This is a genomic window from Pseudonocardia autotrophica, from assembly GCF_003945385.1.
GTDB classification, from domain to species: domain Bacteria; phylum Actinomycetota; class Actinomycetes; order Mycobacteriales; family Pseudonocardiaceae; genus Pseudonocardia; species Pseudonocardia autotrophica.
Genome location: NZ_AP018920.1, coordinates 4,120,690 through 4,132,267, shown reverse-complemented (window position 1 = coordinate 4,132,267; position 11,578 = coordinate 4,120,690). Strand labels below are relative to the sequence as shown.

At 71.4% G+C, this 11,578-nt stretch carries 12 protein-coding genes; 6 read left to right on the top strand and 6 right to left on the bottom strand.

The window, feature by feature from the left end:
- Positions 1 to 51: 51 nt before the first annotated feature.
- The gene (locus Pdca_RS19305; RefSeq protein ID WP_085916901.1) at positions 52 to 429 is read right to left on the bottom strand and encodes a winged helix-turn-helix transcriptional regulator; all 378 of its coding nucleotides are present in this window, start codon (positions 427 to 429) and stop codon (positions 52 to 54) included.
- A 219-nt stretch (positions 430 to 648) separates the two neighbouring features.
- Between Pdca_RS19305 and Pdca_RS19300 the strand changes: the two genes are divergently transcribed.
- The gene (locus Pdca_RS19300; RefSeq protein ID WP_085916900.1) at positions 649 to 1,296 is read left to right on the top strand and encodes an NAD(P)-dependent oxidoreductase; all 648 of its coding nucleotides are present in this window, start codon (positions 649 to 651) and stop codon (positions 1,294 to 1,296) included.
- Between the two features lie 137 nt (positions 1,297 to 1,433).
- Here Pdca_RS19300 and Pdca_RS19295 read toward each other — a convergent pair whose 3' ends face one another.
- Positions 1,434 to 2,822: an IS1380 family transposase gene (locus Pdca_RS19295; protein ID WP_125911460.1), complete on the bottom strand. Its 1,389-nt coding sequence runs from the start codon at positions 2,820 to 2,822 to the stop codon at positions 1,434 to 1,436.
- Between the two features lie 255 nt (positions 2,823 to 3,077).
- Positions 3,078 to 3,971 carry a mycobacterial-type methylenetetrahydrofolate reductase gene (locus Pdca_RS19290; RefSeq protein WP_085916868.1) on the bottom strand — a complete coding sequence of 298 codons (894 nt, stop codon included), beginning with the start codon at positions 3,969 to 3,971 and terminating at the stop codon, positions 3,078 to 3,080.
- Positions 3,972 to 4,832: 861 nt separating this feature from the next.
- Here Pdca_RS19290 and Pdca_RS19285 point away from each other — a divergent pair.
- The 4 genes from Pdca_RS19285 (at position 4,833) to Pdca_RS19270 (ending at position 7,447) form a co-directional block, all read left to right on the top strand.
- On the top strand, positions 4,833 to 5,192 hold the full coding sequence (locus Pdca_RS19285) for a hypothetical protein (protein WP_085916867.1): 360 nt from the start codon (positions 4,833 to 4,835) through the stop codon (positions 5,190 to 5,192).
- 130 nt (positions 5,193 to 5,322) lie between these two features.
- The gene (locus Pdca_RS19280; protein WP_085916866.1) at positions 5,323 to 5,715 is read left to right on the top strand and encodes a GntR family transcriptional regulator; all 393 of its coding nucleotides are present in this window, start codon (positions 5,323 to 5,325) and stop codon (positions 5,713 to 5,715) included.
- On the top strand, positions 5,712 to 6,587 hold the full coding sequence (locus tag Pdca_RS19275) for an ATP-binding cassette domain-containing protein (protein ID WP_085916865.1): 876 nt from the start codon (positions 5,712 to 5,714) through the stop codon (positions 6,585 to 6,587). The genes Pdca_RS19280 and Pdca_RS19275 overlap by 4 nt, the downstream gene beginning before the upstream one ends.
- A complete protein-coding gene (locus tag Pdca_RS19270) occupies positions 6,584 to 7,447 on the top strand; it encodes a hypothetical protein (RefSeq protein WP_085916864.1) in 864 nt (287 codons plus the stop codon). The genes Pdca_RS19275 and Pdca_RS19270 overlap by 4 nt, the downstream gene beginning before the upstream one ends.
- Positions 7,448 to 7,456: 9 nt before the next feature.
- Here Pdca_RS19270 and Pdca_RS19265 read toward each other — a convergent pair whose 3' ends face one another.
- Genes Pdca_RS19265 through Pdca_RS19255 form a run of 3 tightly spaced genes read right to left on the bottom strand, consistent with a single transcriptional unit; the run spans position 7,457 to position 10,193 of the window.
- Complete coding sequence (locus tag Pdca_RS19265; protein ID WP_197719774.1) at positions 7,457 to 8,440, bottom strand: CPBP family intramembrane glutamic endopeptidase; 984 nt, start codon at positions 8,438 to 8,440, stop codon at positions 7,457 to 7,459.
- Positions 8,437 to 9,045 (bottom strand): DUF3887 domain-containing protein, encoded by a 609-nt coding sequence (locus tag Pdca_RS19260; protein WP_197719773.1) that lies wholly within the window; start codon positions 9,043 to 9,045, stop codon positions 8,437 to 8,439. The genes Pdca_RS19265 and Pdca_RS19260 overlap by 4 nt, the downstream gene beginning before the upstream one ends.
- A gap of 44 nt (positions 9,046 to 9,089) precedes the next feature.
- A complete protein-coding gene (locus Pdca_RS19255; protein ID WP_125911472.1) occupies positions 9,090 to 10,193 on the bottom strand; it encodes an IS630 family transposase in 1,104 nt (367 codons plus the stop codon).
- Between the two features lie 147 nt (positions 10,194 to 10,340).
- On the opposite strand from Pdca_RS19255, the gene Pdca_RS19250 reads away from it, so the two are divergent.
- On the top strand, positions 10,341 to 11,528 hold the full coding sequence (locus Pdca_RS19250) for an MFS transporter (RefSeq protein ID WP_085912716.1): 1,188 nt from the start codon (positions 10,341 to 10,343) through the stop codon (positions 11,526 to 11,528).
- Positions 11,529 to 11,578 lie beyond the last annotated feature (50 nt).

Genomic DNA, 11,578 nt, shown 5'->3' with positions numbered 1-11,578 from the left:
TCGAGGACCGCGCCTCGGCCGTCCGCCGTGAGCGTGGGCGGGGTCCCGGCACTATCGGCGGTCGTGCTTCTCGCGGGCCGCAAGGATCTCGCTTCGGTGGCTGGTGGCCCACGTGCTGAGTGCATTGAGCGGAACGAGCAGTGTCCGGCCCAGTTCGGTGAGTTCGTAGTCGACCCGGGGCGGGACGCTGGCGTGGACGGTGCGTTCGAGCAGCCCGTCGCGTTCCAGGGCACGCACGGTGCGGGTCAGCATCCGCTGGCTGATGCCCTGGATCGCACGGTGCATCTCGTTGAAGCGGTGCGTCCGTTGCCCGAGCAGAACGATCACCAGGACGCTCCACTTGTCCCCGACCCTGTCGAGGACCTCACGAACCGGGCACTCGTCGTCCAGCCCGAGGGATGGGGTCGTCTCGATGTGCCCTGCTGACATGAAAGTGCCTCCTTGCGATGTGCCCGAGAGTGACAGAAGGTTGGGTTACGAACAAGAAGTAACTACCGCACGTCGGGGAAGCATCACACGGAGATGCCGTCGAACGGCCACGCAGTCGTAGTCGTCCCTCGAGCTGAGCAAACCCGGCCGCGGTGTGCCTCGGTTGACGCCGGGTCGCCGAGGACCGCAGGCACCTGAGACCAGCAACGAAAGGCAGTCATGTCTCGCATCGTCGTCATCGGGGGTACCGGCTACGCCGGATCGGCCATCGTCGCGGAGGCCGCCGCCCGCGGCCACGCCGTCACCTCGTTCAGCCGTACGCGTCCCGGCGCCCCCGTCGCAGGCGTCGACCACGTCGAAGGAGATGCCACCGACCAGGCGGCGCTGGAGTCGGCAGTTCGCGGCGCCGATGTCGTCGTGGCCGCGCTTGCGCCCCGCGGGCCTCTGGCGGGCCCGTTTCGTGAGGTCAACCGCATGATCGCGGGTCTGGCCGACGTCGAGGGAGCCCGGCTGTTCGTCGTCGGCGGTTACTCCTCGCTGCGTCCGGCCGCCGGGGCTCCGCGCTTCGTGGAGGACCTCAGCCACGTGCCCGCCGCGATCCACGACGAGATCCTCGCCGGGGCGGCGCTCATCATCGAGGACCTCCCCGCGACTCCGGACACGCTGGACTGGGTGTTCGTCAGCCCCGCGATGGGCTTCGGTTCCTTCGCCCCCGGTGAACATCTGGGTACCTACCGGCTGGGGGACGACGTCGCCGTACAGCCCGAGGACGGTGGGGCCATCTCCGACACGGACTACGCGATCGGGGTCCTCGACCTCATCGAGCGGCACGATCATCGCCGTGCGCACGTCAACGTCGCCCACTGAGCCTGAATCCACCGGTTCTGCTTCGGATTGATCTTCGCCTAGTTGTTGATCTTCGATTCCGGGTGTGGGCATGAGGGTGCCTGGAGTGGGGGTTTCCGGGTCCTCGGGTCGTGGCTGGTCAGGGTCGGTGACGGAGGTCAGCCGGCTGGTCCTGGCAGGGCGCGAAGTCGGTGTAGGCCTGCGATGAAGGCGTGGACCCAGGGCCAGTGGGCGGGTAGTCGTAGCTGGTGGCGGCGGGCGTGAGAGCTCAGCCGGGCGGCGACGCGCAGGTAGCGCCGGCGCAGGGTCTTGATCGTCTGGCGGGGTGTGGCGGCGAGCCCGGCCAGACGGGCGCTCCAGCGGCCCAGGTTGTGGGCCAGGGTCTGCAGGACCAGCCAGGCCTGGTTCGCGCCGAACCGTTTCGAGGGCAGGTGACTCAGCGCGAGGCCGTGTTTGAGGTCGCGGATGGCCAGTTCGACCTCGGCGTGGGCGCGGTGGAACCGGTCGAGCTCGACGGGGTCGCCGGACTGGTCGGTGATGAACGGGTGGTAGTCGTAGCCGGGAAACAGCTCCAGCTGTCCGGCGGCGGCGCGGCGGTCCCGGATCGCCGGTGGGGTCGGGGTGCGGCGCACGATCAGCCGGACCCAGACCCCGGCGCCGCGGTGTCGCCCGGGGAGCCCGTCGCGGCGGCGGTGGTCGCGGTCGAACACGCGCCAGCCGAGTTCGGTGACCGCGGCGCCGGGCTCGAAGTAGGGCACCGGGGTCCACTGCGACTCGTCGATCGCGGCGATCGTGGCGCGCATGCGGCCGATCATGCGGGCGCCGACGGAGAACCCCGCCCGGTGACGACGACATGCGGTGAGCACGTCGGCGAGGTAAAACCCGGTGTCGGCGCGCACCACCACCGGCCCGCCTGCGCCCGCGGCCCGGACCCGGGACAGCGTTTCGGCCAGGAACGACCCGGCCCCGCTGGAGTCGTTGGTGCGGCCCCGACGCAGCCGGGCGTGCAGCACGTCACCGGTCCCGGCCATCACCGCGAGCAGCGGGTGGTAGCCGCGGCGACCGGTGCGCATCACCTGCCGGGCCCCGGACTTGTCCAAGCCGTAGGTCTCGACCAGGGTCGCGTCGATATCGACCACCACCGCAGCGTCGTCGGGTGGGGTCGTCTCGACCGCCCCGAGCCCGGCGGCACGGGCCAGGACAGCTCGGGCGACGGCGTCGAGTTGGCGGGCGTGTCCCCAGCTCATCGACCGCAGGAACGTACCCACCGTCGACGCCGCGACCGCTCGATGGCCGAGCACTGTCTCGGTGGCGCCGGCACGCAGCGCGTTCACGTCGTCGATGCAGTCCCCACCGGCCAACGCCGAGTGGATCACGCTCAGGCACTTGTCCCCCGCGTTCGCGCCGGCGGTGACCCGGCTGTCGAGCAGGCCTGGCAGGCCGAGTCGCTGCCCCAACGTGGCCGGCAGCAGCAGCCCGGCATCGTTGATCAACGACTCGTCGTCGGCGCTGACCTGGATCCGGTCGAGCGCGTGGGATGCTTGCACCAAGAGGGTGCTCCCTTGTCCAGAACGTTGCTTGGTGTGAGAACCGCAATCGTCCTGCTCAGGAGCACCCTCTTCCCGTCACCACGCCGAACCACCCCGAACTATCGGTGGATTCAGGCTGAGACCGGCTCGCCGCCCCCCCGGCGTGGGACGTGTCTCGTGGGCGCCACGGGACGGCCTGTCCCGTGCGGATCACCTCGGTGTCGCTGAGGTGCTCGTCGGGGAGTCCTCTCTGTTCCTTGATGATTTCCGACGTCACACGGCGTCCGGAGCCCAGTGGTCGAGCATTGCGGCGAAGGTCTCGAATGCAGGTGCGCTGGCACCGTACGGGGCTTCGAAATGCAGGCTGACCGGAAATCCGAGTTCGAGCACTCCGTCGATGACTCGCTTGTAGAGTTCGAGCAGCATCGCGCGTTTCTCGGCAGGCTCCCCGCCGGCGAGCTTGGTCACGAAGTCCTGCTCCGCGGAGACCAGCGGATTGCGGGGGTCCTGAATCAGCCAGTTGATCAGGTTGACCCGGTTCTCGGCCCGGGGCACGAAGCCGAAGGACAACAGCAACTCCGGCCGATGCGGGCTCTGTGCGGCGAAGTCGCGGAGGAACGTGACGATCCAGTCGGAGTAGAGCAGCTGGGTGAGGCCGAAGGTCGCGCCCCGGTCGCACTTGAAGTTCAACCTTCCGACCTCGCCATCGCGGGTCGGAATGACGACCACGCCGCGTTCGGGGACCAGATCTGGGTAGGTGGCCAGCGCGTCGACGGGGGCTGTTCCCGATCCGTCGCCGTCGTTCATCGTCCGTGGGACACCCACGAAGACGATGCCGTCCATGCCTGCGCCACGCAGCGCACTCAGCCGCTGGGTCAGCTGCGGCTCGGCCATGAACGAGGTCACCTGGGTGCACAGGCCACGGACGTTCGGAAGCTCGGGCGAGATCGTCGACCAGAAGTCGAGGGCATCCATCTTCGGCTTCATCGCGACCGGACGGTCGTCGTCCTCCTCGATCATGCCGGGGATCAGAATGTGCCCGATCCGTTCCTGCATGCCACACGCTGCCGAGTACTCCAGCACCTTGCCCGCCTCCTCGACGGCGGGCTGCCGACCGAGTTCGACGTTCGGCGCCACCAGCTCGAAGGCAATGGTCTGAAGGGCCACGGGGTCGCTCCTTCCGAACAGCCACTCTCGGGCAGGTGTCCGGTTTAGACGTTCGGTCGTTCTCGACCGTAGTCGGGTGAGTTCAGCCGGTCGAAGCATGTGATCGTGGTGTCCGGTGGGGGGCCGGATCGGGCGGAACCCGTCGGTGATCCCAGGTCGGCCTCGATCTCGCGTGGGCGCGGGCTCAGCGTCGACGGGACGCCGAGGCGACGTTGAACCTGCTCGCGGCGGAGGCGGCAGCTCCCGAGGCCATCGCGAACAACGTCATCGCGCGTGAGGTCATGCGCGAGATGTTGGCCCGAGCCGAGCGCGGGAACGGGAACGCCCTGCGGGGCTCGCGAACCGGACCGGTGTGCTGGGCTGGGCTGGGCTGGGAAGCATGTCGGCGCCGTTGGGGTCCGTGGTCTGCGGTGCCCCGCTGGCGACACGTGCGGTGGACGTGTCGCGCGCGAGGCCGGCTGCCGGAAGCACCGCGAAGCCGTCATGGCAGGCGTACGCCGAGCGGATGGCCGCTCGCAGGCGCGGAGCACGGTGCAGGTGAGCGTCGCCGAGCGCCGGTCCAGCCGGTGGCGGTCACGGGGCGGCGACGAGCAGCAACACCCCCGGCGCGACCAGAGGTCAGGCGGTGGGGCGTCGACGAGCCCCGGCCGGGCCCGCTCCAGACCGGCGAGCGGCCGCCACGGCCACGCACACCAGGCCGTCACGATCCGCATGCGCCACACCCCGCACCGCGCCTGTGCCTCCGGGATCGGGTGCGGTCCGGCCTGCGCGCCGGCGTCGTCCTGCGTTCGAGGGTTGCACTTCACGGCTTTCAGTAGTTAACTAGTTAAAGCAAGAAGGAACGTAGCACGAGGGGGAGACATGACGGCACGATTCCTGGTCACCGGACTGCTCACGCTGGCGCTCGCCGGGGGCGGCGCCGGCACCGCGCTGGCGGACCCGCCGGCCACCACCGACCCGACGCCGATGACCGTGACCTCGCTGTACGGCCCGGTCGAGGCGACCGCGCTGAACGTGCACGGCGAGGGCCCCACGTTCTCGGTCCCGGCCGGAGGGCAGATCGACATCCCGACCGATGAGGGCGGCTACACCCGGCTCGTCATCTCCGAGAACGGGCAGTACATCGGCGAGTACCCGCTGTACAACCCACGCCTGCACAGCTTCTGCGAGGTACGCCCCGCAGCGGAGGACCCGCGTCTGAGCTGCGGGATCATCGCCTGAGCCACGGTCGGCGCTCCCCGGGACGAGGGGATCCGGGGAGCGCGCGGACCGGCCGGCGGGCCGGGTGCCGGTGGGGGACCGGGACCCGGCCCGCATGATGTGACACCACACCGTCCGGAGGGGGACAGCGGTGATCGAGTACCGGATCGACCGGCGCTCCGGGGTGGCCGCGTACGTCCAGATCGTTCGGCAGACGAAGGAAGCGCTGCTGCTGGGCACCCTGCGGGCCGGGGACCGGCTGCCGACGGCCCGTGAGGTCGTCGAGGCAACCGCGATCAACCCGAACACCGTGCTCAAGGCCTACCGGGAGCTGGAGCGGGACGGGCTGGTCGAGGCGAAACGGGGGGTCGGGACGTTCATCCGCTCGGACGCGGTCGCCGCGGGCCCGGCCGCGAGCTCGCCGTTGCGGGCCGAGCTGGAGGACTGGGCCGCTCGCGCCGTCGCGGCCGGGCTGAGCCGGGAGGAGATCGACGCGCTCGTGCGCGCCATCCTCGACCGGCACTACGACCGAGGAGAAGCATGACCACCGCAGAGATCGTCGCGGTGCGCACCTCCGGGCTCGGCCGCCGGCACGGCCGGACCCGGGCGTTGCGTGACTGTGCGCTGACCGTCGAGCCCGGCTCCGTCGTCGCGCTGACCGGCGCGCCGGGCGCGGGCAAGTCGACGCTGCTCGGCCTGCTGGCCGGGCTCGACGTGCCGTCGGAGGGCACCGCCGAGGTGCTCGGGGCGCCGGTGCCCGCCGGTGGTCCGCATCCGGCCGTCGGCTACCTCGACCAGGCCCGGCCGCTGCCCGCGTCGTTCACCGTGCACGAGACGCTGCGACTGGGCCGGGCGCTCAACCCGGGCCGGTGGGACGACGACCGCGCGGCCGATCTCGTCGGAGCCCTGCCGCACGGCAGCCGGGTGCAGGCGTTGTCGAGCGGGCAGCGGGCGATGCTCGCAGTCGCGCTGGTACTCGGCAGCACCCCGGACCTGCTGCTGCTCGACGAGCCGCTGGCCGGGCTCGATCCGTTGACCCGGCGCCGGGTGCTGGCCGCTGTCACCGCGCACGTCGCGAACACCGGGGCCGCCGCGGTGCTGGCCTCGCACGAGATCGAGGACCTGCAGAACAGCTGCGACCGGGTGCTGTTCCTGGACCGCGGTCGGGTACTGATCGACTCCGACACCGACGACCTGCTCACCGAGCACCGGCTGCTCGACGGCCCGGCCGGGAGCACCGCCTGGTCCGACGGGCACACCGTCGTCGAACAGCGGGTGCACGGGCGCAACCAGACCGTCCTGGTGCGGGGCGGGCCGATCGGCGCGACGCCGGGCTGGCGGACGAGCACGCCCGGATTGCTCGAGGTGATCACGGCCTACCTGCGTACCGCCGACGACCGTGCGGAGGACCGATGACCTGGGTGATCTGGCGCAACAACCGCACCGTGCTGCTCACGACCGCGGCCGTCGCCGTCGCCGCGTGCGTGGCGATGGCCGTGCTCGCCGCGACCGGACGGCTCGACGACGCCGTCGGCCTGGACGGCATCCTGATGGCCGACGCCTCGCAGGTGCTGGCCGCACTCACGACGCTCGCCCCGGCGCTGGCCGGAGCGTTCGTCGGGGCTCCGCTGCTCGCCGGGGACCTGGAACGCGGCACCCACGTGCTCCTGCTGAGCCAGGGGGTCTCCCGGCGCCGCTGGGCGACGACGTCGCTGGTCCTGGTGGGCGGCGCGACCCTGGTCGCCGTCACGGCGGCGACCGCGGCGCTGGCGCCGTTCAACGGATCGGGCCAGTGGTACTCGCTGGAGGAGTTCTCCTCGACCGGCCTGCTGCCCATGGCCCGTACCCTCTCCGCGATCGCGGTCGGCGCCCTGCTCGGTCTCCTCCTGCGCCGGGTGCCTGCCGCGTCGGCGCTGACGCTGGCCGCGGTCGTCGGGACCGAGGTGGCACTGGCCGCCCTGCGGAACGTGCTCGTCCCGCCGGTGCTGCGCACCGGCCCGCTGCCGCACGGCGGCTCCGTCGACGCCGACCGGGACCAGCTGCTGGACAGCGGCTACACGCTGACCGGCGGCGGGCTGCGCCCACTCGGGACGAACTGCATGCAGGACGACGTGGCCTGCCTGAACGCCGCGGGCATCGACGGCAACTGGGTGTCGGTCCGGCCGCTGGAACTGCGCTGGCCGATGCACTGGACGGAGGTCGCCCTGCACCTGCTGCTGGCCGTGGCGGCCCTCGCCCTCCTCCACCGGCGCCTGCGTCGCCCTCTGGGGCGCTGATCCCGTCACTCACCCGTGGTGGCTCGTCCGGTCGCGGTCATCGGGGCGTGCCGGGGCGGCGAACCGTCCGGTGGCGACGAGCAGGGCGACCAGTGCCAGCGGCACGATCCAGCCGCTCCAGCCGAGGATGGTCGCCCGGGTGGTGTCGATGGGAACTCCGGCCTGGGCGAACAGGAGGAACGATGCGCCCGTCGCGTTGAACGCGGAGTGCGCGAGGGCTGCGGGCCACACCGAGCCCGAACGGAGCCGCAGCCAGCCGAAGACCGCGCCCACCACAGTGCACATACCGACCATCGAGGCCACGCCCAGCCAGCCGGGCGCGTCGGAATAGTTGTATCCGAGCAGGACGACCGGGGCATGCCAGGTGCCCCAGATGACGCCGGAGACCAGGATCGCCGGAACTGCACCGAGCGGCATCAGCTTCGGCAGCAGCCACCCCCGCCACCCGATCTCCTCGCCCAGCGCCGGGAGCACGCCGATCAATGCCGCCACCGGGACCAGGGCGAGCTGCGCGGTGATGAGCGGGCCGACCGATGCGGGCACCAGGTCGGGTCCGAGTTGGGACTCCAGGGCCTGCCGGAAGGTGGAGAAGTGGGTGAAGTCGGCCGGGTAGACCCCGAGCAGTGCCCCGATCGGCAGCGCGACGAGTACGAGTGCCATGGACACGGCGATGCCGGTCGCGATGTAGCCGCAGAGCCGTCGCAGGGGTCGCAGCGGCCACAAGCCGAGCGACTGCCACTTGTGCGCCGGCCGCTCCACGACGAACAGCACGACCAGGGCGGCGATCGCCGGGGTCGTCATCATGACCGTGGCCAGGGGCAGGAACGCGGGATCGGTGAGTCCGTCGCCGAGCCAGAGCGGGAGCGTGACGAGCCAGGCGAGGCCGAACGCCAGTACGAGGAACACGGCGATCGATCTCAGATCGGTCGGGCCGAGCCGGGCGCTGCGGCCGCTGTCCGACAGGGGCTGCCCGCCGGTCTGTGTCGAGGTCACGCCGCACCCTCCGGGAGAAGGAACAACCCGGCGATGCTCCGGTCGTCGCGGTAGGTGATTCGGGCGGTGTACTCGCCCGCTTCCATCGAGAGCCGGGTGTTGGTGATCGTCACGTCCCCGGCGCGGGTGACGTCCGGTGCTCCGTGTTCCTCGAAGGCCCCGGACAGGCCGATGATCTGCGCCCATGCGGCGGCGAGTGAATCCTCCGACAGGCCGTCGCGCATGGCCGGATCGAACTCTGCGGTCACCCGTGACCAGCGCCCGGCCACCAGATCCTCGATCGTCGACGTCGCCAGGTCGGCGGCAGCGGGGAGCGGCGTGGTGTTCATGGGGTTTCCTGTTCTGGGGTCGATGGGCTTTCCGTAGCGCTGGAACGCTGCCTGCCTGCTCACACCGAGCGCATCGCCGACGACCTGCCACGTGGCGCCGCCCTCTCGGGCCTGCTGCACGACGACTCGCACGACGTCGTCGGCGGCCGAACGGACGTGCAGGGCCTGCTCGATCGAGCCGGCCCAGTCCCGCTCCTGCGTCAGGACACGTGCCGCGAGAAGGGCATCGGTACGGCTTCGCAGCACCCGCGCCGCCTCTGTCAATTTCTCGGTCACGTTGTAAACCTCACCTTGACAGTGGTGCGTTCGCTAGTGCCTCGTCAGGCAACGTTCGGTAGGTAATCCGGTCTGCGGATCTTGGACTCGGGGGCGAAGTGCCGTTTCGGGGTCGCGTGTCTGTTGGCCCACCGGATGTAGCCGGCGATCGAGGCTTCTTGGGCGGTGTGGGAGGGGTAGTCGCTGCCGTCGAGGGTGAAGTAGCGCAGCGCCGTGAACTCGCACTCGATCCAGTTCAACCACGAGGCGTTGGTCGGGGTGAACACCAACTCGACGTCGTGGCCGGCGCACCAGTCGGCGACCTGAGCCTTGCGGTGCGGGGAGAAGTTGTCGCACACGACATGCAGCCGTCCGGTCGGGAACCGGGCACGCAGCTGCTTGAGGAAGGCGAGGAACTCCTGCCAGCGCTTCGGGTCCCGGAACCGGTAGAACATCTGGCCCGAGGCCAGATCCAGTGCCCCGAACACGTGCCGCACCCCGCCGACGCGGTTGTAGGTCGCGCGCAGCCGCGCTGGTCGCCCGCTGGGGAACCATCCCCGCCCTGGTCGGGGCTGCAGGTTCAGCGGCCCGAACTCATCGACGCAGATAACGCGCCCACCGTCGGGGATCTGCCCGGCTGCGGCCTGGTCATAGAGCTCCAGGATCCGGTTCATCTTCACGGTGAACTCCGGGTCCCGACTGGTCTTCCAGGTCTTGGTGGCCTGCCAGCGCACACCGGCATCGCGCAGGACCTGACGCACGGTCTCGGTGCTCCCCACGATCCGATGCCGCTCGCGCAGGTGGGCGACCAGCTTGGTCAGGCTCCACGTGGTGAACGGCAACTTGAGGTCCTGCGGCGGGGTGCGGGCGACCCGGCAGATCAGCTCGCGGGCATCGGGGCCGAACCTACGGGGTCGGCCCCCGCTCCATTTTGGGTCCAGCCCGGCGAACCCCTTCTCGTTGAACGCGTGGATCACCTCCCGCGCGTACTGGGCCGTGGCGGCGAACATCGCCGCCGCCTCGGTGGCGCTGCGGCCCTGCACCGAGGCCAGCACGATCCCCGCCCGGCGCAGTCGGACCCGGTCCCGCGCAGTCCTGGTGATCTTCACCAGACGCTCCGCGTCGGCCGGGTCCAACTCCCGGACGAACACCTCAGGCTGTCGAGCCATCGCCCACCTCCAGCGACAGCCTCGCGCTCGCCGGCCCAGTCGATCAAGCTGGCCGGTTACGCCCCCAACGTTTCCTGACGAGGCACTAGCCTCGGATCCGTGATCCCCGATGCTCCTTCTTCCGCCGTCCCGGCGGCCTGAGGCCCGGTGTTCCGGTCCCGATCCCGCCCGACAGCATTCGCGACGGCGTCGCTGGCCTTCGTGGTGGTCTGCGGCGTCGCCGGGGTGCCGGCGCCGCTCTACGTCGTCTACCAGCAGGCGTACGGCATCTCGACGGTCGCGCTCACCGGTGCGTTCGCCGTCTACATCGTGCCGCTGCTGATCGCCCTGCTGTGCTGCGGCAGCCTGTCCGACCACGTGGGCAGGCGTCGGGTTGCGGTGCCCGCGCTGATCATCGGCGCGGTGGCCTGCCTGGTCCTCACGACCGTGGACTCGGCGCTGCCGCTGATCGTCGGGCGGGCGATCCAGGGCGCGTCGGTGGGGCTCGCGCTCGGCGCGCTCGGCGCCTACGTCGTCGATCTGGCGCCCCCGGCGCGCCCCGGGCTGGCCGGGGCGATCACCAGCGGCGCGCCGCCGGGCGGCATCGCGCTCGGGGCGCTCGCCTCCGGAGCCGCGGTGCAGCTCGCACCGGACGGCGCGCCCGTCTGGTCGTTCGTCACCGCGGCGGGACTGCTGGTCGTGGCCGCCGGGGCGCTCGCCCTGCTGCCGGAGACGGCGGCCCGGCGCCCCGGTGCGCTGCGCTCGCTGCGGCCGGAGGTCCGGGTGCCCGCGGCCGCGCGCGGGGTGTTCCCGATGGTGTGCCTCGTCGTCGCGGCGACCTATGTCCTCGGCGGGTTCACCCAGGCGCTGGCGCCATCGCTGGCCGCCTTCGTGCTGGGCCGCGACGACCTGTTCAGCGGTGCGATGGCCGTCGCCGTATATCATCTCGCCGGCCCGGCGGCGGGGCTCGCGGCCGCCCGGCTGCCCGCCGCCCGCGCACTGACCGGCGGGGCCGCCGTGCTGGCAACGGGCGCGGCCGGGTTCGTCGGGGCGATCGCCATCGGGAGCTTCGCCGCGTACCTCGCCGCCGCGGTCGTGGCCGGGGCCGGGTTCGGTGTCGCGTTCGCCGGTGCGATGCGGGTGCTGCTCGCCCGGAGCCCGGCGGGCGCGCACGCCGGTACTCTCGCCGCGGTCTACCTGTACTGCTACCTCGCGGCCGCCGTCGCGAGCCTGCTGGCCGGGGCCGCGGTCGACGTGTGGGGCCTGGCGCCGGTGGCGTCGGCGCTGTGCGGGGTGGTCGTGGTGATGCTCGCCGTGGGTGCCGTCGGGTCCGCGCGCTGGCTGCGCACCGGATGAACGTGGGAACGGTGGCCGTTGCCGTCCCGGTCATTGTTCAGGCCACGCTC